Here is a 19,622-nt window from a genome sequence, read left to right as displayed (position 1 = left end):
GTGGCCCTCGGCCCGCACGCCCCGGACGGACTCTGATCAATTCGCCACACGGCGTAACGCGGCTCACCACACGCCGGGTCGCGGTGGTTCGGTGCGCCGTTTATATCGGCGCGATATAGTTTGGAACTGCATCCATCGGTTAGGTCTGAACACAACAGTCAGGGGGTGAAGCCCGGTGCTGGAGTTGGCAATCCTCGGGCTGCTCCTCGAGTCGCCGATGCACGGCTACGAGCTGCGCAAGCGGCTCACCGGTCTGCTGGGCCCGTTCCGGGCCTTCTCCTACGGGTCGCTGTATCCGACCCTGCGGCGCATGCAGGCCGACGGCCTCATCGCGGAGGAGAGTCCGCAGGGCCCTGCGACAGCCTCGTGGTCGAGCTCTGCAACGCGCCGTGCGCGGCGGGTCTACAACCTGACTGACCCGGGACGGGAGCGGTTCGCCGAACTGCTCGCCGACACCGGACCCCAGAACTACACCGACGACGGCTTCGGCGTTCATCTGGCCTTCTTCGGCCGCACCCCCGCGGAAGCGCGGATGCGAATCCTGGAGGGGCGGCGGAGGCAGGTCGAGGAGCGCCGAGAAGGACTGCGGGAAGCGATAAAGCGAGCCAGTGGGCAACTGGACCGCTATACCCGCCAGCTCCATCAACTCGGTCTCGAATCAAGCGAGCGCGAAGTGCGCTGGCTCAACGAGTTGATTGCTGCGGAGCAATCGACGAAGGCGGCACCACAGAAAGAGGGAAATATCGGCCATGAGTGAGATCAACACCGAAGTTCGGGTGGCCATCGTCGGCGTGGGTAACTGCGCATCTTCCCTGGTTCAGGGCGTGCAGTACTACAAGGACGCCGACGAGAATTCGACCGTCCCCGGACTCATGCACGTGAAGTTCGGTCCGTACCACGTCCGTGATGTGAAGTTCGTCGCCGCGTTCGACGTCGACGCCAAGAAGGTCGGCTTCGACCTGTCCGACGCGATCTTCGCCAGCGAGAACAACACCATCAAGATCTCCGACGTGCCGCCGTCGGGCCTGACCGTGCAGCGTGGACCGACGCTGGACGGCATCGGCAAGTACTACGCGCAGACCATCGAGCTGTCCGAGGCCGAGCCGGTCGACGTCGTCCAGGCGCTGAAGGATGCCAAGGTCGACGTCCTCGTCTCCTACCTCCCGGTCGGTTCGGAAGAGGCCGACAAGTTCTACGCGCAGTGCGCCATCGACGCGGGCGTGGCCTTCGTCAACGCGCTGCCGGTGTTCATCGCCTCCGACCCGGTCTGGGCCCAGAAGTTCATCGACGCCGGCGTGCCGATCGTCGGCGACGACATCAAGTCCCAGGTCGGCGCGACCATCACCCACCGCGTGATGGCCAAGCTGTTCGAGGACCGCGGCGTCGTGCTGGACCGCACCTACCAGCTCAACGTCGGCGGCAACATGGACTTCAAGAACATGCTCGAGCGTGAGCGCCTGGAGTCGAAGAAGGTCTCCAAGACCCAGGCCGTGACCTCCAACCTCGAGGGCCCGCTCTCGGGCAAGGTGTACGACCGCAACGTGCACATCGGCCCGTCGGACTACGTCGAGTGGCTCGACGACCGCAAGTGGGCCTACGTCCGGCTCGAGGGTCGCGCCTTCGGTGACGTGCCGCTGAACCTGGAGTACAAGCTCGAGGTGTGGGACTCGCCGAACTCGGCCGGCATCATCATCGACGCCGTCCGCGCCGCCAAGATCGCCAAGGATCGCGGCATCGGCGGACCCGTCCTCCCGGCCTCGGCCTACCTGATGAAGTCGCCGCCCAAGCAGCTGGCCGACGACGTGGCCCGCGCCCAGCTCGAGGCCTTCATCATCGACGCCGAATAACTCTCATCGGTCTCAGGGGGCCTGCGCCCCCCGAACACCCCCGATGGGCGACGTGGGGGCTCCATCCCCACACACCGAACACAAAGGGCGGCATCGCAATCGCGATGCCGCCCTTTTCGGTTTTCGACGTCAGTCGAGGGAGACGTAGACCTCGACGGATGTGGGACCGGTGTAGCGCTCGATCTCCGCGGTGTGGGAGCGGGTGATGGTGCCCGCGTTCTCGGCCTTGGCGACCTGGGCCCAGGCGGTGCGGAGCAGGTCGTAAGGCTTGTCCGAGACAACGAATTTCGCGTAGCGGCCCGAGGGGATGCGGGTCATGACGTCGCCGGTGTCCAGGTCGGGCAGGCCCGAAAGCTCGTATCCGAGAACGGCTACCGCGTGATCGTTCTGGCCGATGTAGGCGGCGACGCGTTCGGCCTTCTTCTCCCGGGCCAGATAGCGGTCCCAGGTGAAGTTCACCAGGTCCAGGTCGCGGGCGGTGACCTCGCGGCCCGCCAGGGGGATGGTCAGCCCGCCGACCAGGAATTCCTCCAGGGTGACGATTTCGAAGTCCACTGCTCCCCTACCCCTCCGCGCTCGGATCCAGCGCGACGAAAACCTCCACCGTCCGGTTGTCCGGATAGTGCTCGAAATCCCCGGTGTAGGCGCGCACCAGGCTGCCGGCCGCCTCGAGATCCCAGACCGTCCGCCAGATCGACACGATCACGTCGCCGAGATTGTCGCCGCTGCGAATGAAGCGGGCGAAAACGCCGCCCGGGATACGCGCCAGTACATCGCCGGGCAATAGGTCGTCCGGATTCTTGCATTCGTAGCCGACGATATGGGTCAGATACGAACCGATCTCGGGTGCGTGATCCACGTACGCGGTCGCGGGCGGGCCCGGCAGATCGCGTGCGATCGTTCTTTTCCAGGCCTCCTCGACCTTCGCGCGGCGCGGCCCTTCGACCGCGAGTGCCGGGCTGCGTAGCACCGTTCCGGCTACCAGCGTTTCGTGGCGTTCAACAACATTGAATTCCACCGGCGTCGCCCCTAAGTCTCGTGCTGTCTCCGACCCCACCCTGCTCCCAACCCGCATCCTGCCACCGGCATTCGGAGTCGCTGAATCCGGTAGCGGGTTCCACAATATCCGCGGCCGCGCGCGGATGGAGCGGTAGGCACGAAACATGATCAACAGGACATGAATGTTATGAACGCTACCCGGGGACGGGGACACTGAGGCCGGGGAAGATCTCGACCTCGCGAGGCGTGGGAGCGGGCGGAATCACCAGGACCGGTTCCTGCGCGGGGGCCGGGGTCGGCGGGTTCAGGATGTCGTAATTGCTGTTGGCCGGGGGATTTCCGGCGACCGGCGCCGAACCGGGGAACTGGTCGACCGGTGTTCCGGCCAGCGCGGCGTCCATGGTCTGCTTCCAGATGTCGGACGGCATGCCGGAACCGTAGATGGCGGCGCCGCGGGAGGTCCGGATGGGTTGGGGCTGTTCGGTTCCCACCCAGACCGCGGTGGACAGCGCCGGGGTGAAGCCGACCATCCAGGCATCCTTGTTCTGGCCGGTCGTGCCGAGCTGGGTGGTGCCGGTCTTGGCCGCGGACGGGCGGCCGGCCAGGCCGTGGCCGTTGGAGTAGGCGGCGATGGGGAGCATGGCCTGGGCGACGGAGTCGGCGACGCCGGCCTGGATGCGCTGCTCGGACCCGCCGGGCGCGGCGCCGCGGTCGAGCAGCACCCGGCCGTCGCCGGTCACGACCTTCTGCACGAAATAGGGTGCGCGGTAGGCGCCGGAGGCGGCCAGGGTGGCGTAGGCCGAGGCCATGTCGATCGGGCGCACCGAGTAGGCGCCCAGCACGATGGCGGGCAGCGGCGGGCCGCCGCCGTCCTCGGTCAGGGTCTTGCCGGGAATGCCCGGGATCTGGTCGGGGATCCCGGCCTGGTGGGCCGCGTCGGCGATCGCCTTCGGGCCCTCGAACAGGGTTCCGGACAGCCGGTAGAAGCTGGTGTTGAGCGAGCGCTTGAACGCCTCCCCGAGCGAGCAGGTGCCGCAGGACTCGCCGTCGACGTTCTGGATCTTCTCGCCGTTGACGGTGAGTGGCGCGCTGTCGAGCTGGTAGGTCAGCGGAATTCCCTGTTCCAGCGCGGCGACCACCGCGAAAGTCTTGAAGGCGGAACCGGTTTGCAGCGGGGCCTGCGCGAAATCGAAGCCGATGCCGTCGGGTCCGCCGTAGTAGGCGCGCACCGCGCCCGAGCGCGGGTCGACCGAGACCACCGCCGAGCGCAGTTCGCCCGGCTGCCCGGCCAGCGCCTTGCCGACCGCGGTCAGCGCGCCCTGCTGGGCCTTGGCGTCGATGGTCGTGATGATCTGCAGCGCACCGGTATTCAGTTCGCGCTCGCTGATCCCGGTGGCGCGCAGTTCGCGCAGCACCTGGGCGCGGATCAGGCCCTCGGGGCCGCGCGGGGTGCTGTCGTCCACCGCCGGGGCCGGGATGATGAGCGGGAACTGGGTGGCGGCGCGGTCGTCGCGGGTCAGCGTCCCCTTCTCGACCATGCCGTCGAGCACGTACGCCCAACGGGCTCGCAGCTGGTCGAGGTGGGTCTCCGGGTCCAGCAGCGACGGGGTGCGGATGACCGAGGCCAGTACCGCGCCCTCGGCCAGGGTGAGTTCGGGGGCGGGCTTGCCGAAGTAGGCGTGGGCCGCGGCGGAGATGCCGTACGCGCCACGACCGTAGTAGATGGTGTTGAGGTAGGCGGCGAGGATCTCGTCCTTGCTCCATTCGCGGGCCATCTTGGCGGAGATGATGAGCTCGCGCATCTTGCGGCTCAGGGTGCGTTCCGAACTCAGGAAGGCGTTCTTCACGTATTGCTGGGTGATGGTGGAGCCGCCGCCGGCGTCGTCGCGGCCGAGCAGGTTGTCGCGGGCCGCGCGCAGGAACGCCGACGTGGAGTAGCCCGGATTGGAGTAGAAGTTGCGGTCCTCCGCCGACAGCACCGCCTGGCGCACCGGCAGCGGCACGTCGGTGAGCGGCACCGGCACCCGATTACCGTCCGGCGGAACGACCTTCGCGATCACGGTGGCGCCGTCGGAGGTGAAGATGGTGGCGATCTGGTTGGTCTGCACCGCGTTCGGGTCCGGGATCTCGGCGCTCCAGTAGGCGACGCCCAGCAGGGTGGTCGGCATGACCACCAGCACCAGGAACAGTGCGAGGACCAGTCGCCGGATCCGCTGTCCGCGGGTGCGCGCCGGTGGAGTACCCGGTTGATCAGGGTTGATGGGCGGCTTGGCCCGCCGCCGTGGGCGGCTCGGCGAGGGATGCCGCTGCCGATGAGATGCGCTGGCCGCCAGCTCGTTCCACTCCGCCCTGGTGGCGGACGCTTCCGGTTCTCCTCCGTGCCGGTCGCGGGACGAGCTCACGAGCATCTCCTTCCGGAGCGTCGACAAAGCGCGGTTCCACCCCACCGGGGTGGGGAGCACACAGAAACCCCGCGACACCGGCCGCGGATCGCCCTATGTTAATCGACGCTCCGGCCACTCAGCGCAATTGACGGGGCCCGCGGCTACGTCACCGGGATCCGAAGACCTGGCGGTACGCGCCGCGAACCCCGCCGCAGCGAAGCGGAGGCAATCGAATTCAGCTCTTGACGCCGCCCGCGGTGAGGCCGGAGATGATGCGGCGCTGGAAGAGCAGCACCATGATGACCAGCGGAATGGTGACGATGGTGCCCGCCGCCATGATCGCCGTGTACGGCTGGACCAGCGGGTTGTTGCCCGAGAAGCGGGCCACCGCGACCGTCACCGGTTCGGTCTTGTCGCTGGAGAGCAGTCGCGCCAGCAGGTATTCGTTGACCGCCGCGATGAACGCGAGGATGGCGGTGGTGAACACCGCCGGGGCGGCCAGCGGCAGCATGATCAGCCGGAACGCCTGGAACCGCGACGCGCCGTCGATCCGTGCGGCTTCTTCGAGCTCCCAGGGGAGTTCGGCGAAGAAGGACGCCAGGATGTACACGGTCATGGGCAGCACGAACGAGATGTTCGGGATGATCATGGCCTGGTAGTGGCCGATCCAGCCGAGGTCGGTGAACAGCTGGAACAGTGGCGTCACCAGCACCACCACGGGGAACATGGAGGCGGACAGGATGAGTCCGGACACCAGGTACTTGCCCTTGAAGGTGAGCCGCGCCAGCGCGTAGGCGGCCATGATGCCGATCAGCAGCGCCACCACCGTGGTGGCCGCGCCGATGATCACGCTGTTGCCCAGCGCCCGGCCGAAGTTGTTGCCGCGGCTGGTGTCGAAGGCGTTGCGGAAGTTCTCGAACGTGACGTGGGTGGGCCACGGCGTGTTGTCGAAGGTGTAGGCCGGATCGCGGAGCGCGGTCACGACCATCCAGTAGAACGGTCCCAGACCCCACACCAGCACGATCAGCGCGCCCAGGTAGACGCGGCCGGACGCGAGCCGCTTGCTCCACGGAACCGCTTGCGGCGCGGGCTTGTTCGCGGCCCGCTCGACGACGTTGGTGCTCATCAGTGGGCCTCCCGCTGTTCTTCCTGGGTGCGAACGGCGTTCGCGCCCAACACCTTCACCAGGAAGAACGCCACGGTGAAGATGAGCAGGAAGGTGATCACCGACAGCGCCGACGCGCTGTTCGGGCCCTGGCGCACCTGATCCACCACCAGCATGGAGATGGTGCGGGTGGCCGGGTTGGACTGGGTCATGATCGCGGGCAGGTCGTACATGCGCAGCGCGTCCATGGTGCGGAACAGCACCGCCACCAGCAGCGCCGGCTTCAGCAGCGGCAGGGTGATGTGCCGGAACCGCTGCCACGCGGACGCGCCGTCCACGCGCGCGGCCTCGTACACGTCCTCCGGAATCACCTGCAGGCCCGCGAGAATCAGCAACGCCATGAAGGGGGTGGTCTTCCAGACGTCGGCGGCGATGACCGCGAAGCGGGCGGGCCACGGGTCGGCGGTCCACAGGATGTGGGTGCCGAAGATGCGGTTCACCACGCCGTCGTACTGGAACATGAACTCCCACAACCGCGCCGTGACGGCGGTCGGGATGGCCCACGGGATGAGCACGGCGGCGCGCAGCAGGGCGCGGCCCTTGAAGGTCTTGCCCATGATGACCGCCATGCCGAGGCCGATGGTGGCCTCCAGCACGACGGTCACGACGGTGAACAGCAGGGTGACGCCGATGGCGGCCCAGAACTGCGAGCCCAGGTTGCCGGTCGGGCAGTCCACCGTCTCGCCGAGCGAGTTGGTGCACTGCTGCAGCAGCCAGTGCGTGTAGTTGCTGAAGCCCGCGCCGCCGCCCTCGACGAACATGCCGGTGGACTTGTCCAGGCCGGAGTCCTTCTGGAAGGACATGATCACGGCCCGGACCACCGGATAGCCGACGACCACGGCCAGGGCGAGCAGCACCGGCGTGACGAACACCCATGCCCGGGCCGAGACGCTCAGCCGATCACCCCGGCGTTTGGTCTGCGGCGCGTTGTTCTGTGGCGCTACGGATTTCACGCTCGGCTCCGTACGGTCGGGCGACTCGATATCGGTCGCTCCCGAAGGACGTGACACCTGTTCTCTTCTCCTACGGGACTCGGCCCTTGATCGTTCTCCGGGGCTTCGCCGTCGAGCACGCCCTACGATCCGGCGGTCTCGATGCCCTTCTGCATCCCCGCGATGGCATCGTCGACCGACTTGTTTCCGGTCAACGCAGCATAGGCGTTGTCCTGGATGGCCTTCGACACCGCGGGGTAGAAGGGGGTCACCGGCCGCGGCACCGCGGAGGCGATGGATTCCTTCAGTGCGGGAAGATACGGCATCTTGGCGATCAGCGCCGGGTCGTCGTAGACCGAGGCGCGGACCGACGGCAGCGCGCCGGAGGCCACGATGTGCTGGGCGTCCTCGCTGATCAGGAAGCGCAGGAAGTCCAGCGCGGTGGCCTTGTTCTTGGAGAAGGCGCTGATCGCGGCGTTGTAGCCACCGAGGGTGGAGGCGCCGACGCCGTCCTTGCCGGGCAGCGGGGCGACGCCGAACTTGTCCTTCACCGCGGAGGCGTCGGACCCGGCGTCACCGAAGGTGGACGGCCAGCCGCGCATGAACATGAGCTTGCCGGTGACGAAGGCGTTCTGCGACTCCGGCTCCTTGAAGGAGATGCCCTCCTTCGGGATGTCGCCGTTCTTGTAGGCGTCGACCAGGGTCTGCAGACCGGCCTTGGACTGCGCGCTGTTCACGGTCGGGGTCTTGCCGTCGGCGCCGACGAAGCTGCCGCCGAAGGCGTTGATGACCTCGGCGGTGTTCACGGTCAGACCCTCGTAGGGGGCCAGCTGGCCTGCGTAGCAACCGATTCCGGCGTCCCGGGCCTTCGGGCACAGGGAGATCATCTCGGCCCAGGTCTTGGGCGGCTCCGGCGTCAGGTCCTTGCGGTAGAACAGCAGGCCGCCGTTGGTGTTGCGGGGAGCCGCGAACAGGGTGCCGTTGTAGGTGGCCGAGGCGACCGGCGGCGACAGCAGGGTGGAGGTGTCGATCTGGAAGGAGTCCTTCAGCGGCTGGATCCAGCCCTTGGCGGCGAACTCCGCGGTCCACGGCACGTCCAGCGCGACCACGTCGTAGTCCGACGCCTTGGCCTGCATGTGCTGCTTGAGGTCGTCGTACTGCTGGGAGGCGTCGTTGGACTGCTCCTTGAACGTCACCTTCTCGTCCGGGTGGGCGGCGTTCCAGCGTTCGACCAGCTGCTTCACCGCACCGGTCTCGGTGGTGTCCTTGCCCTCCACATAGGTGATCGGGCCACGGCCGGTGAGGTTCTCACCGGTCGAGCTGTTCCCGCCGTTGCCGCTCGAGCAGCCCGCGGCGAATGTCGCGGTCAGCAGAGCCGCGGAGGTGACGGCCAGCACGGCACGCGGCACCAACGTCGAGCGTAGAGAGGACACCTTCTTCAAAGCCATCGCGGATACTCCAGGGTCGAGACGTGAGCGGCGGCACACCCAGCCGGTTGCACAAGGGAAGATACATGGTGGCCGTTCCCCGTGCCGGGAGTACCTGGTCCGATCGCGCGTGACCACGAAGATCACCGGTACCGCTACGCTGGGTCGCGATGTCTTCTCAGGACAAGATGCTCACGCGGATCGGGGGGCTGCTGCGGCAGGCCGAATCGACCGATAACGAGCATGAAGCCGAGGCCTTCCTCGCGGCCGCGCAACGGCTCGCGACCGGCTCGTCGGTGGATCTGGCGGTGGCGCGGGCGCATATCGCCCACCGGGAACGACGCCCCACGCCGACGCAGCGGGTGATCCCGATCGGGGAGCCCGGAAAACGTGGTCTACGCACGTATGTCCAGCTGTTCGTGGCCATCGCCGCCGCCAATGACGTGCGCTGTGATGTGGCCCGCAGTTCGACGACGGTGTACGCCTACGGGTTCGACACCGATATCGACACCTGTTCGGCGCTGTACACCAGCCTGCTGGTGCAGATGGTGCGTGCCTCCGACCACTACATCAAATCGGGCGCGTACAAGACGGCCACCGCGCAGAAGGTCGTCGTCGAACGAAAATACGGCCGCGTCTACCACCATCCGGTGGAGGTGCCGGTCGCGGCGGTGACGGCGCGCCTGAACTTTCAGATGGCCTTCGCCGCGCGGATCGGCCGCCGCCTCGGCGAGGTGAAGGCGGAGGTCGAGAAGGACGCCGTGCGAGCCGACGCCGCCGGGGTCGCGCCCACGGGCACCGCGCTCGCGTTGCGCGACAAGGAACTCGAGCTCACCGACTACTACTCCCGCACCTCCGAAGCGCGCGGCACCTGGCGGGGCCCGCAGGCCTCGGCCGGGTACTCGGCGGCCGCCCGGCGGGCCGGGGACCGGGCGGGCAAGGCCGCGCGACTGGGCGGCGCCGCCGAGCTGGGTGGCGCGCGCGGGCAGCTGCCGCGCGGTTCGGGCGAATAGTGAACGCGCGCACGGCTGCCCGGGATGCGCAGCGGTCCCAGGTGTACGACGCCGAGGGTCTGGTGCGCGGAATGTTCGACCGCGCCGACGAATTCGACACGCGAACGGTCGAAGTGCACGGATCGCACCTGACGCTGCCCATCGAGCGGCGGTTCGGGTCGGTGGAATCGGTGCAGATCTACGCGGACCGGGTGCTGGCGCTGAACTGGGTGCGTGCCCAGTGGGATCGGGCGGGGGCGCCGGTGACGGTGCGCGCCCGGGCCGGGACCAAGGCCGCGCACTACGAGTCGGCGGGAGCCGTGCTCGCGGTGCCGCTGCACGCCGGTGGAAGCGCCTGGGCACTACGCGAATTGGTGATCTTGCACGAGCTGGCGCACCATCTGGACCCGGAGCCGGCCGAGGCCGCGCCGCACGGCCCCGAGTTCTGCGCCCGGTATGTCGAGTTGGTGGACGGGGTCATCGGGCCTGAAGCCGCACTGCTGTTGCGCACCACGATGTACTCGTGCGGCGTTCGTATCGCCTGAGTGGCGCGCTAGGGCAGCAGTTTCCGGACCCGGGCCAGGCGCTGACGCCACCACTCGGTGCGCTCGGTGTCGGGGTGGCGGTACCGGTCCAGGAGTTCGGGATCCGGGGCCGGGGGAGTGCGCGGCACCTCCAGCCGGCCGTCGACCGGGCGCAGTGGCGCGGTGACCACATCGCCGGTGAGTAGCGACAAAGTGTCCAGGCCACAGGCGAAATCGAGGTGGGGGAGTGCGCCGGCCAGCGCGACCTGCGCGGCCAGTCCGACGCTGGTCTCGAGCGCCGACGACACCAGGCACGGCAGCCCCGCGGCGGCCGCGACCTCGAGTGCGCGCCGGACCCCGCCCAGCGGCGTGCATTTCAGGACCGCGACATCCGCCGCGCCCGCCACGGCCACGCGCAGCGGATCCTCGGCCCGCCGAATCGACTCGTCGGCGGCGATGCGCACGTCCACCCGTTTGCGCACGGCGGCCAATTCCTCGATCGTCCGGCACGGCTGCTCGACGTATTCCAAACCGCCTGCGGCCCGGTCGATCCGCCCGATCCGGTCGATGGCGGTATCCACATCCCAGAGCCCATTGGCGTCGACCCGCACCGCGCCGTCCGGCCCGAGCGCGTCGCGCACGGCCGCCACTCGCTCCAGATCCTCGCCCAGCGAGTCGGGGTGGTCGGCGACCTTCACCTTCGCGGTGCGGCAGCCGGACCCGGCCACGATCTCGTACGCCCGTTCCGGCCCCACCGCGGGCACGATGCAGTTCACCGGCACCCGATCCCGCACCGGCTCCGGCCATCCCAGCGTCGCCTGTTCGACCGCTGTGGCCAGCCAGGATGCCGCTTCCCGGTCGTCGTACTCGGGAAACGGGCAGAATTCTCCCCATCCTGCGGCCCCGGGAATCAGCATCCCCTCGCGAACAGTGATCCCCCGGAATCGGGTTCGCATGGGAATCGCGTAGACCACCGCCGACTCGAAATCCACCGCGCTGTCGCTCATCCGTCGCACCCTACCGACCGCCCGCGCGGGCCCGAGGTGGCGGCGCGGCCCGCCCCCGGCGACAATGCGAAATGGAGCCATGTCCGGCTTCGCAGACCTGCGCCGTGGGGGAGACCGCAATCATGAACCCGCCCAACGATCCCCGACGTCCAGCGCCGGAGAACTTTCCCCCGCCCGGGCCCGGCGGACCGGACGGCCGCCGGCACCCCGTCGGTCCCGGCCCGCGCGCCGCCGGATCGCCGCGCTCGCTACCCGGCTCCGGTGGACCGGGGGCGAAGGACGCCAATCTGGCCGGCCCGGAGGGCCCGACGCTGCCCGGACCGCGGGGGCAGGCACCGCCGCCCCCACCCCCGCAGCCCGGCGGGCCGCGGGCCGGTGCGGTCGATCAGGCCGCGCCCACTCTTCCCCAGGGCGGCCGGCAGAACCCGCCGCCGCGAGTGCCGCCGCAGGCTCCCGAAATAGTCGGTGTCCCACCGCGATCGGGCGGTCCGGCGCGGCCGCCCGGGCCGCAGCACCAGTCACTCGCCAACCCGGACACGAACTATGCCCCGACTCCCGGGTCGGCGCCGCATGCCGAAATGCCGCCGCAGCCCTGGCGGCCGGCCGACCTCCAGCAAGCGGAGGATCGGACCATGCCCGCGCCGCTGCGGCCGTCAGAGGTCGAGGTGGCGGCGGCCGCGCCGGAGCGGAAGCCACTGGCTCGCAGGGATATCGCGCTGTCGGCCGGCTTGTATCTGCTCGGCGTGGTCGCCGCGTTCGGCTGGGCCTACGATCTGTTCGCGAAACTGTTCGATCTGGTCCACAACCGCTGCACCGCGAAAAGGGACTTCTCGGTGCAGTGCATCGTGATCCGCCCGCCCGCGTCGGCCCTGTGGGGCTTGCTGATCGGCGGGGGCGGCATGTTCCTGGCGCTGGTGGGGGCCATGGTGCTCGCCTCGGTCGCGGCCATGACCGGTCGTCGCGCGTGGATCTGGACGGCCGTCGCGCTGCCGGTGATCCTCGCCGCGGGCGGTGCGGGGCATGTACTGGTGGCCACGGCCATCAGCTGAGGAGGAGCGCCTCGAGTCGCCGCCCCGGTGGTTTCCGGGGCGGCGTTCGGTTTCAGAGGCGTTCGTAGATGGTGGCGTTGGCGAGACCGCCCGCCTCGCACATGGTTTGCAGCCCGTAGCGGGCGCCGCGGTCGTGCATGGCGTGGACGAGGGTGGTGGCCAGGCGGGCTCCGGAGGCCCCCAGGGGGTGGCCGAGGGCGATGGCGCCGCCGTTCACGTTGACCTTGGACAGGTCGGCCCCGGTCTCCCGGGCCCAGGCCAGGACGACGGAGGAGAAGGCCTCGTTGACCTCGAACAGGTCGATGTCGGCGAGGTCGAGTCCGGAGCGCTGCAACACCTTCCGGGTCGCGGGGATGACCGCGGTGAGCATGAGCAGCGGGTCGTCGCCCGCGACGGCGAAGCTGTGCACCCGGGCCAGTGGACGCAGGCCCAGCTGGGCGGCGCGTTCGCTGGTCATGATGAGGGTGGCGGCGCTGCCGTCGTTGATCTGGCTGGCGTTGGCGGCGGTGATGTTCCAGCCGATCTGCGGGAAGCGGGCCGCCATCTCCTCGCTGTAGTAGGCGGGGCGCAGTGCGGCCAGGGTCTCGAGGGTGCTGCCCAGGCGGATGCCCTCGTCCTCGGCGAGTCCGTCGAAGGGCGACAGCTGGGCCTCGAAGGCCCCGTTCTTGGTTGCGGCGGCGGCCTTCTCGTGGCTGGCGAGGGCGAATTCGTCGAGCTGGGTGCGGGTCAGACCCCACTTGGCGGCGATGAGTTCGGCGCTGATGCCCTGCGGTACCAGGCCCTCCGGGTAGCGTTCGGCGAATCCGACTCCGGCGATGTCCTCGGCCCCGATCAGGTTGGCCCCCATGGGAACCCGGCTCATGGATTCCACGCCCGCGGCCACCACGATGTCGTAGGCCCCGGCGATCACGCCCTGGGCGGCGAAGTGGATGGCCTGCTGGCTGCTGCCGCATTGCCGGTCCACGGTGGTGGCCGGCACCGATTCGGGATATCCGGCGGCCAGGGCGGCGCGGCGGGTCAGGTTGGAGCCCTGTTCGCCGACCTGGGTGACCACGCCGCCGATCACATCGTCGATCAGCGCCGGATCGATCTCGGAGCGTCGCACCACTTCCCGCAGGCTGTGCGCGAGCAGGTCGGCGGGGTGTACGCCGTGCAGTGCGCCGGTGGCCTTGCCTTTGCCGATGGGAGTGCGGACGGCTTCGACGATGACTGCGTCTCTCATTGACGTTCCCTTCCGAGCGGGCATCTGACTAGATGTCTCTAAAGTCAGGGTAGAAGCTGGCCATAGTTGGGGCAAGTCAGCAGGGTATGATGTACGCCATGTCGGCCGTACTGGAGGGAAAACTCAGCGACCTGAGCTCGTGGAAGCCCGAGGAATGTTCGATCGCCAAGGCGATGGACATCGTCGGCACCCGCTCGGCCGTGCTCATTCTGCGGGAGTCGTACTACGGCACCACGCGGTTCGACGGCTTCGCGGCGCGGGTGGGGATCACCGACGCGGCGGCCTCCAGCGCGCTGCGCAAACTCGTCGACGCCGGACTGCTGGCGAAGCGGCCCTACCAGGAAGAGGGCAAGCGCACCCGCAACGAATACGTGCTCACCCAGATGGGACGGGACCTGCTGCCCGCCGTGGTCGCGCTCTGGCAGTGGGGTGACAAATACCTACAGGACGGGCCCGCGCCGCTGGAACGGCTGGAGGACTCCAGCGGCGAGCCGGTCCGCGCCGAACTGCGCAGCGCCTCGGGCACCGAGGTTCCGCTGGAGAATCTGCGCATCCGGGTGAACGACGAATGGCGGCGGAAAGCCCGCCGCCATTCCTGAAACCTGACCCGTCAGTGCGAACCTGACCCGTCAGTGCAGCCGGCGGCCGTCCTCCGGGTGGAAGAAGTAGGTGTGCGCCGGGTCCGCGACCAGCGAGAGCTGCGCGCCCTTGGTCGGCGGGTTGCGCCAATCCGCGCGCGCCACAATCGATTCCCCCTCACCGAAGGTGCGGCCGTAGATGTAGGCGTCGGAGCCCAGCTCCTCGACCACGTCCACCTCCATGGCGATGCCCGCCCCGGTGCCGACGAAGTCCAGGTGCTCGGGGCGGACGCCGACCACGACCCGCTCGCCGGTGGCCGCCGCCACCGAGCGCGGCAGCGGCAGCGGGCAGCCGCCCAGGGTCACCGAGCCGTTGCCGACCGGCAGCGTGAACAGGTTCATGGCGGGGGAGCCCATGAAGCCCGCGACGAACAGATTGGCCGGATCCCGGTACAGGTCGCGCGGGGACGCGCACTGCTGCAGCAGCCCGTCCTTGAGCACCGCCACCCGGTCGCCCATGGTCATGGCCTCGACCTGGTCGTGGGTGACGTAGACGGTGGTGGTTCCGAGCCGGCGCTGCAACTGGGCGATCTGGGTGCGGGTCTGCACGCGCAGCTTGGCATCCAGGTTCGAGAGCGGCTCGTCCATCAGGAACACCTGCGGGGACCGCACGATGGCGCGACCCATGGCGACACGCTGGCGCTGACCGCCGGACAGGGCCTTGGGCTTGCGGTCCAGGTAGGGCTCGAGGTCGAGCAGCTTGGCGGCCTCGAGCACGCGCTGCTGCCGCTCGTCCTTGGAGACCTTGGCCATCTTCAGGGCGAAGCCCATGTTCTCGGCCACGCTCATGTGCGGGTACAGCGCGTAGTTCTGGAACACCATGGCGATATCGCGTTCCTTGGGCTCGGCGTGCGTGACGTCCTTGTCCCCGATCAGGATTCGGCCGTCGCTCACCTCCTCGAGCCCCGCGAGCATGCGCAGCGAGGTGGATTTGCCGCAGCCCGAGGGGCCGACGAGCACCAGGAACTCGCCGTCGGCGATCTCCAGGTTCAACGCGTCGACGGCGGGCTTGCCCGAGCCGGGGTACAGCCGGGTGGCCTGGTCGAAAGTCACCGTTGCCACGGTTAGCACTTCCCTTCACCGGCAGGAACGTGCCGGACGATCCGTAGTAGAGGGGATGGATCCAACTCTCGGGACTCTCAGGGGCTGCGCCCCCGAACCCCCGGGAGCGGTTCCGGGGACATGGTAGGCGCACTCGATTCGCCCTACCTCGGTAGCCTCGAATCGATCTCCGCCCCGCGACGAGGAGTACGTGATGAGCAAACCGGTTCGTATCGGAGTCCAGCTTCAGCCGCAGCACGCGCCCGACTACGGGTTGATCCGGGACGCGGTGCGGCGATGTGAGGACATCGGGGTGGACATCGTCTTCAACTGGGACCACTTCTATCCGCTGTACGGCGATCCCGAGGGCGCGCACTTCGAGTGCTGGACCATGCTGGGCGCGATCGCCGAGCAGACCGAGCGGGTGGAGCTCGGCGCGCTGGTCACCGGCGGCGGCTACCGCAATCCGGACCTGCTGGCCGATATGGCGCGCACCGTCGACCACATCAGCAACGGGCGGCTCGTGCTCGGTGTCGGCGCGGGGTGGTTCGAGAAGGACTACGACCGGTACGGGTACGAATTCGGCACGGCCGGAAGCCGTCTCGCGCTGTTCAAGGAGTCGATGGCCCGGATCACCGACCGGCTGGCCAAGCTGAATCCGCAGCCGGTGCGCGACATCCCCATCCTGATCGGCGGCGGCGGGGAGAGGAAGACGCTGCGGCTGGTCGCCCAGTACGCCGACATCTGGCACAGCTTCTCCGACATCGACGTGCTGCGGCGCAAGATCGGCATCCTGGGCGAGCACTGCGCCGAGGTCGGCACCGACGCCGCGGCGATCGAGAAGTCGGTGGCGTGGCCGGGCCTGGACCAGGCCGACGACTATCACGCGGCGGGCGTGACCCTGTTCACGGTGAGCTCCGGCGGCCCCGACTACGACACCGCCCGGATCCAGGAGGCGGTGGCCTGGCGCGACCGCGTCAATCAGGGGTAGAGCGGGTAGATCGGGCTCGGACGATGACGCTTCCGAATCGTCGTGAGGCTAAACCTGGAGTGGCAAACATCCGGCACTAGGGTGATTCGTCATGGTTTCCTTGCGGCACCTCGCGGGTGTCCTGCTGGTAGGGCTGGTCGGCGTCGCCACGCTCGGCGTGGGCGGCGCGGCGGCCGACGACCGTGATCTGTGTTCGCCGCCCGGTCCGGCGGCGGCCAGCGCGGCGCCGACCAACCTGGCCGCGGGGCAGCAGAACCAGAGCGCGGACCGGTTCACGACGCCCACCACGGTGCCGCTGAATACGATCGACGTCACCAAGCTGGGGCTGCTCACGCCCGGCAAACTGAGCGTCGGAACCCTGTCGGACGCCCCGCCGAGCATCTGCGTGAACTCCAAGGGCACGTTCACCGGCTTCGACAACGAGCTGTTGAAGGCGATCGGCGCGAAACTCGGTCTGCAGGTGGAGTTCACCGGCACCGAGTTCGCGGGCCTGCTGGCGCAGGTCGCCAACGGCCGCTTCGACATCGGCTCGTCCAGCATCACCACCACCGACGCCCGGCGGCAGCTGGTCGACTTCACCAACGGCTACGACTTCGGCTACTTCTCCCTGGTGGTGCCGAACGGCAGCGCCATCCACGGCTTCGGGGACCTGAACCGGGGCAAGCGGATCGGCGTGGTGCAGGGCACCGTGCAGGACGAGTACGTGGTCAACGAACTGCACCTGGATCCGGTGAAGTTCCCCGACTACAACACCGCCTACGCGAACCTGAAGTCCGGGCAGATCGACGCCTGGGTGGCGCCGTCGCAGCAGGCCATCGGCGCGATCAAGCCGGGCGACCCGACCTCGATCACGCAGAACACGTTCAGCGTCAACAACTTCACCGCCTGGGCGGTGCGCAAGGGGCATCAGCCGCTCACCGACGCGCTCAACGCGGGTCTGGACGCGGTGATCGCGGACGGCACTTACGCCAAGCTGTACGAGAACTGGGTGCCGCGCGAACTGCCGCCGGGCTGGAAGCCGGGCTCCAAAGCCGTGGCGACACCGCAGCTTCCGGACTTCGCGAAGATCGCGGCCGAACACGCGAGCGACCGGCCCGGGGCGGGAACAGCGCAGCCGAAGTCGACGCTGCGGCAGTTGAAGGACACGTTCTTCGATTGGTCGTTGTACCGCAAGGCCTTCCCGGACCTGATCAAGACGGGTCTGCCCAATACCCTGATCCTGGCGCTGGTTTCGGGCCTGCTGGGCACCGTGCTCGGCATGCTGCTCGCGGTGGCGGGCATCTCCCGCACCCGCTGGTTGCGCTGGCCCGCACGGGTTTACACCGATATCTTCCGCGGCCTGCCCGCCGTGGTGATCATCCTGCTCATCGGTCTCGGCGTGGGACCGGTGGTCAAGGGCATCACCGGCAACAACCCGTACTGGCTGGGCGCGGTGGCGCTGGCGCTGCTGGCGTCGGCGTACATCGGTGAGATCTTCCGGTCCGGCATCCAGTCGGTGGAGACCGGGCAGCTGGAGGCGGCCCGCGCCATCGGATTCGGCTACCGGCAGGCCATGACGCTGGTGGTGATCCCGCAGGGCGTGCGCCGGGTGCTGCCCGCGCTGATGAACCAGTTCATCGCATTGATCAAGGACTCCTCGCTGATCTACTTCCTGGGTCTGCTGGCCTCGCAACGCGAACTGTTCGCGGTGGGCCGGGATCTCAACGCGCAGACCGGGAATCTGTCGCCGCTGGTGGCGGCCGGCCTGGTCTACCTGCTGCTGACGGTGCCGCTCACGCACCTGGTCAACTACATCGACAAGCGCATGCGCGACGGCCGCCCCGCCGCCGGCGATCCCGCCGAACCCGTCGAACAGGCCGTCATCACGGAAGGGCGTGGAGCATGAGTGCCTCCCTCACCGGCACCGGCCTGCGATTGACGCTGGGCCGCACCGAGATCCTGCGCGGCGTGGACGTGCACGTGGACGCGGGCAAGACCACCACGGTGATCGGGCCGTCCGGGTCCGGCAAGTCGACGCTGCTGCGGGTGCTGAACCGGCTGCACGAACCCGACTCCGGCGACATCCTGCTGGACGGCGCGTCGGTGCTGGGCGAGAACCCGGACCGGCTGCGGCAGCGGATCGGGATGGTGTTCCAGCACTTCAACCTGTTCCCGCACCGGACCGTCGCCGACAATGTGGCGCTCGGTCCCCGCAAACTGCACGGGCTGTCCAAGGAGCAGGCGCGGACGCTGGCCCTGCAGCAGCTGGAGGCGGTCGGACTGGCGGGGAAGGCGGACGTGCGCCCCTCGTCACTGTCCGGCGGTCAGCAGCAGCGCGTGGCCATCGCCCGGGCATTGGCCATGAAGCCGGACATCATGTTCTTCGACGAGGCCACCTCGGCGCTGGATCCGGAGCTGGTCAAGGGCGTGCTCGCGCTCATGTCCGAGCTGGCGAGCGGCGGCATGTCGATGATCGTGGTCACCCACGAGATGAGCTTCGCCCGTTCGGTATCCGATCAGGTCGTGTTCATGGATCACGGCCGGGTGGTGGAAACCGGCACACCCGAGGCGCTCTTCGAGAACGCGGAAACCCCTCGGCTGCGCCAGTTCCTCTCCCAGGTGCTGTGACCAACTCTCGGCGCGGGGGTCAGCTGCTGCCCGCGAAGGGCAGGTTCGCATAGCGGCCGAAGTCGCCTTGAGCGCCGCTGTAGATGTTCAGATCCACGCCCGCGGCGATGCCGGGGATCCGCCCGGCGTCGGTGGTCTGCCAGAACGTCCAGTGCGGCCAGCCGCCCGGGACCTCGGGCTGGTCGTTGCCGCGGTAGTCGGCGATCCACAGCGGGTAGGCGGTGAACTCGTTGGAGTCGGCCATGGCCGTCTGCCAGAAGCGGGGATAGGTGTAGATGATCGGCATCCGGCCGGTCAGGGCGCGGACCGTGTTCAGGTACCGGTGGGTCCAGTCGATGAGCGCGGCCGGGGGCAGCCCGCCGGAGTCCTCGAGGTCCAGCACCGGCGGCAGGTCCATGGGCCCGTTCTGGCCCAGCACCATCGCCGAGTAGAACGCGGCCTGCGCCTCGGGGAGCAGGTTCGGGCGCGCGAAGTGATAGGTGCCGCGGGCGACGCCGGCCACCCGCATGGACAGGCTGTCCTGCACGAAGTACGGGTTCACGTAGTTGAGGCCCTCGGTCGCCTTGAGCATGGCGAACGAGTATCCGGCGGCGCGCACACCGAACCAGTTGATGCTGCCGCCGCCGGGGTGCTGCCACGAGGCCACGTCCGGGCCCTCGATATCGGCGGCAGCCACCCCGGCGGGGGTAGCCATGAGGATGCCTGTAGCCGCGACAGTGAGCACTTTCATCAGTGTGCGTCCGGTCATGCGCAAAAACGCTAGGCCGAACTGCCGCCGGAGCGGTGAAGGCGCGACT

General features: G+C 68.7%; 19 protein-coding genes. 9 read left to right on the top strand and 10 right to left on the bottom strand.

What is annotated here, in order from left to right:
* Nucleotides 1–175 precede the first annotated feature (175 nt).
* Nucleotides 176–757 carry a PadR family transcriptional regulator gene (locus ACFRAQ_RS22750; protein ID WP_357274636.1) on the top strand — a complete coding sequence of 194 codons (582 nt, stop codon included), beginning with the start codon at nucleotides 176–178 and terminating at the stop codon, nucleotides 755–757.
* Nucleotides 750–1,847 carry an inositol-3-phosphate synthase gene (locus ACFRAQ_RS22745; protein WP_357097432.1) on the top strand — a complete coding sequence of 366 codons (1,098 nt, stop codon included), beginning with the start codon at nucleotides 750–752 and terminating at the stop codon, nucleotides 1,845–1,847. The genes ACFRAQ_RS22750 and ACFRAQ_RS22745 overlap by 8 nt, the downstream gene beginning before the upstream one ends.
* Nucleotides 1,848–1,976: 129 nt before the next feature.
* On the opposite strand, the gene ACFRAQ_RS22740 is transcribed toward ACFRAQ_RS22745, so the two are convergent.
* The 6 genes from ACFRAQ_RS22740 to ACFRAQ_RS22715 form a co-directional block, all read right to left on the bottom strand.
* On the bottom strand, nucleotides 1,977–2,402 hold the full coding sequence (locus ACFRAQ_RS22740; RefSeq protein ID WP_379102717.1) for a GyrI-like domain-containing protein: 426 nt from the start codon (nucleotides 2,400–2,402) through the stop codon (nucleotides 1,977–1,979).
* Nucleotides 2,403–2,409: 7 nt separating this feature from the next.
* Nucleotides 2,410–3,012, bottom strand: a complete 603-nt coding sequence (locus tag ACFRAQ_RS22735) for an effector binding domain-containing protein (protein ID WP_357274630.1) — start codon at nucleotides 3,010–3,012, stop codon at nucleotides 2,410–2,412.
* Nucleotides 3,013–3,040: 28 nt separating this feature from the next.
* Nucleotides 3,041–5,254, bottom strand: a complete 2,214-nt coding sequence (locus ACFRAQ_RS22730; RefSeq protein WP_379103720.1) for a transglycosylase domain-containing protein — start codon at nucleotides 5,252–5,254, stop codon at nucleotides 3,041–3,043.
* Nucleotides 5,255–5,465: 211 nt separating this feature from the next.
* Nucleotides 5,466–6,356 (bottom strand): carbohydrate ABC transporter permease, encoded by an 891-nt coding sequence (locus ACFRAQ_RS22725; RefSeq protein WP_357097426.1) that lies wholly within the window; start codon nucleotides 6,354–6,356, stop codon nucleotides 5,466–5,468.
* Complete coding sequence (locus ACFRAQ_RS22720) at nucleotides 6,356–7,291, bottom strand: carbohydrate ABC transporter permease (RefSeq protein ID WP_379103718.1); 936 nt, start codon at nucleotides 7,289–7,291, stop codon at nucleotides 6,356–6,358. Before ACFRAQ_RS22720 ends, ACFRAQ_RS22725 begins: the two co-directional genes overlap by 1 nt.
* Before the next feature lie 179 nt (nucleotides 7,292–7,470).
* Complete coding sequence (locus tag ACFRAQ_RS22715; protein ID WP_379102714.1) at nucleotides 7,471–8,775, bottom strand: ABC transporter substrate-binding protein; 1,305 nt, start codon at nucleotides 8,773–8,775, stop codon at nucleotides 7,471–7,473.
* Between the two features lie 149 nt (nucleotides 8,776–8,924).
* Here ACFRAQ_RS22715 and ACFRAQ_RS22710 point away from each other — a divergent pair, with 149 nt between their 5' ends.
* The gene (locus ACFRAQ_RS22710) at nucleotides 8,925–9,767 is read left to right on the top strand and encodes a DUF2786 domain-containing protein (RefSeq protein WP_379102711.1); all 843 of its coding nucleotides are present in this window, start codon (nucleotides 8,925–8,927) and stop codon (nucleotides 9,765–9,767) included.
* Nucleotides 9,767–10,291, top strand: coding sequence for a TIGR04338 family metallohydrolase (locus ACFRAQ_RS22705; RefSeq protein WP_379102709.1), 525 nt, complete (start codon nucleotides 9,767–9,769; stop codon nucleotides 10,289–10,291). The genes ACFRAQ_RS22710 and ACFRAQ_RS22705 overlap by 1 nt, the downstream gene beginning before the upstream one ends.
* An 8-nt stretch (nucleotides 10,292–10,299) precedes the next feature.
* On the opposite strand, the gene ACFRAQ_RS22700 is transcribed toward ACFRAQ_RS22705, so the two are convergent.
* Nucleotides 10,300–11,277 (bottom strand): o-succinylbenzoate synthase, encoded by a 978-nt coding sequence (locus ACFRAQ_RS22700; protein WP_379102707.1) that lies wholly within the window; start codon nucleotides 11,275–11,277, stop codon nucleotides 10,300–10,302.
* A 632-nt stretch (nucleotides 11,278–11,909) separates the two neighbouring features.
* Here ACFRAQ_RS22700 and ACFRAQ_RS22695 point away from each other — a divergent pair.
* Entirely contained in the window at nucleotides 11,910–12,326 is a 417-nt protein-coding gene (locus tag ACFRAQ_RS22695; RefSeq protein WP_379102704.1) for a hypothetical protein, read from the top strand.
* A gap of 52 nt (nucleotides 12,327–12,378) precedes the next feature.
* On the opposite strand, the gene ACFRAQ_RS22690 is transcribed toward ACFRAQ_RS22695, so the two are convergent.
* Entirely contained in the window at nucleotides 12,379–13,548 is a 1,170-nt protein-coding gene (locus ACFRAQ_RS22690; protein ID WP_379102702.1) for a thiolase family protein, read from the bottom strand.
* Nucleotides 13,549–13,646: 98 nt separating this feature from the next.
* Between ACFRAQ_RS22690 and ACFRAQ_RS22685 the strand changes: the two genes are divergently transcribed.
* Complete coding sequence (locus tag ACFRAQ_RS22685; protein ID WP_379102700.1) at nucleotides 13,647–14,147, top strand: winged helix-turn-helix transcriptional regulator; 501 nt, start codon at nucleotides 13,647–13,649, stop codon at nucleotides 14,145–14,147.
* A gap of 30 nt (nucleotides 14,148–14,177) precedes the next feature.
* Here ACFRAQ_RS22685 and ACFRAQ_RS22680 read toward each other — a convergent pair whose 3' ends face one another.
* Nucleotides 14,178–15,248, bottom strand: a complete 1,071-nt coding sequence (locus tag ACFRAQ_RS22680; protein ID WP_379102698.1) for an ABC transporter ATP-binding protein — start codon at nucleotides 15,246–15,248, stop codon at nucleotides 14,178–14,180.
* Nucleotides 15,249–15,441: 193 nt separating this feature from the next.
* On the opposite strand from ACFRAQ_RS22680, the gene ACFRAQ_RS22675 reads away from it, so the two are divergent.
* The 3 genes from ACFRAQ_RS22675 (at nucleotide 15,442) to ACFRAQ_RS22665 (ending at nucleotide 18,825) form a co-directional block, all read left to right on the top strand.
* Complete coding sequence (locus tag ACFRAQ_RS22675; protein WP_379102696.1) at nucleotides 15,442–16,218, top strand: LLM class F420-dependent oxidoreductase; 777 nt, start codon at nucleotides 15,442–15,444, stop codon at nucleotides 16,216–16,218.
* Nucleotides 16,219–16,309: 91 nt separating this feature from the next.
* Nucleotides 16,310–18,103 (top strand): ABC transporter substrate-binding protein/permease, encoded by a 1,794-nt coding sequence (locus tag ACFRAQ_RS22670; RefSeq protein WP_379102694.1) that lies wholly within the window; start codon nucleotides 16,310–16,312, stop codon nucleotides 18,101–18,103.
* Nucleotides 18,100–18,825, top strand: coding sequence for an amino acid ABC transporter ATP-binding protein (locus ACFRAQ_RS22665; RefSeq protein WP_379102692.1), 726 nt, complete (start codon nucleotides 18,100–18,102; stop codon nucleotides 18,823–18,825). The genes ACFRAQ_RS22670 and ACFRAQ_RS22665 overlap by 4 nt, the downstream gene beginning before the upstream one ends.
* 19 nt (nucleotides 18,826–18,844) lie before the next feature.
* Here ACFRAQ_RS22665 and ACFRAQ_RS22660 read toward each other — a convergent pair whose 3' ends face one another.
* Nucleotides 18,845–19,573 (bottom strand): glycoside hydrolase family 25 protein, encoded by a 729-nt coding sequence (locus ACFRAQ_RS22660; protein ID WP_379102690.1) that lies wholly within the window; start codon nucleotides 19,571–19,573, stop codon nucleotides 18,845–18,847.
* Nucleotides 19,574–19,622: the final 49 nt, after the last annotated feature.

This window comes from Nocardia sp. NPDC056611 (genome assembly GCF_042792755.1).
Classification (GTDB): Bacteria; Actinomycetota; Actinomycetes; order Mycobacteriales; family Mycobacteriaceae; genus Nocardia.
The sequence above is the reverse complement of the archived record's forward strand: the minus strand, read 5'-3'. Positions and strand labels throughout refer to the sequence as shown.

What these genes read in the sequence shown, in the direction of transcription:
- ACFRAQ_RS22675 (WP_379102696.1), top strand. Translation starts at nt 15,442, where the DNA reads ATGAGCAAACCGGTTCGTATCGGAGTCCAGCTTCAGCCGCAGCACGCG.
- ACFRAQ_RS22700 (WP_379102707.1), bottom strand. Translation starts at nt 11,277, where the DNA reads ATGAGCGACAGCGCGGTGGATTTCGAGTCGGCGGTGGTCTACGCGATT.
- ACFRAQ_RS22715 (WP_379102714.1), bottom strand. Translation starts at nt 8,775, where the DNA reads ATGGCTTTGAAGAAGGTGTCCTCTCTACGCTCGACGTTGGTGCCGCGT.
- ACFRAQ_RS22695 (WP_379102704.1), top strand. Translation starts at nt 11,910, where the DNA reads ATGCCCGCGCCGCTGCGGCCGTCAGAGGTCGAGGTGGCGGCGGCCGCG.
- ACFRAQ_RS22745 (WP_357097432.1), top strand. Translation starts at nt 750, where the DNA reads ATGAGTGAGATCAACACCGAAGTTCGGGTGGCCATCGTCGGCGTGGGT.
- ACFRAQ_RS22730 (WP_379103720.1), bottom strand. Translation starts at nt 5,254, where the DNA reads ATGCTCGTGAGCTCGTCCCGCGACCGGCACGGAGGAGAACCGGAAGCG.
- ACFRAQ_RS22685 (WP_379102700.1), top strand. Translation starts at nt 13,647, where the DNA reads ATGTCGGCCGTACTGGAGGGAAAACTCAGCGACCTGAGCTCGTGGAAG.
- ACFRAQ_RS22660 (WP_379102690.1), bottom strand. Translation starts at nt 19,573, where the DNA reads ATGACCGGACGCACACTGATGAAAGTGCTCACTGTCGCGGCTACAGGC.
- ACFRAQ_RS22665 (WP_379102692.1), top strand. Translation starts at nt 18,100, where the DNA reads ATGAGTGCCTCCCTCACCGGCACCGGCCTGCGATTGACGCTGGGCCGC.
- ACFRAQ_RS22710 (WP_379102711.1), top strand. Translation starts at nt 8,925, where the DNA reads ATGTCTTCTCAGGACAAGATGCTCACGCGGATCGGGGGGCTGCTGCGG.
- ACFRAQ_RS22690 (WP_379102702.1), bottom strand. Translation starts at nt 13,548, where the DNA reads ATGAGAGACGCAGTCATCGTCGAAGCCGTCCGCACTCCCATCGGCAAA.
- ACFRAQ_RS22735 (WP_357274630.1), bottom strand. Translation starts at nt 3,012, where the DNA reads ATGTTTCGTGCCTACCGCTCCATCCGCGCGCGGCCGCGGATATTGTGG.
- ACFRAQ_RS22670 (WP_379102694.1), top strand. Translation starts at nt 16,310, where the DNA reads ATGGTTTCCTTGCGGCACCTCGCGGGTGTCCTGCTGGTAGGGCTGGTC.
- ACFRAQ_RS22725 (WP_357097426.1), bottom strand. Translation starts at nt 6,356, where the DNA reads ATGAGCACCAACGTCGTCGAGCGGGCCGCGAACAAGCCCGCGCCGCAA.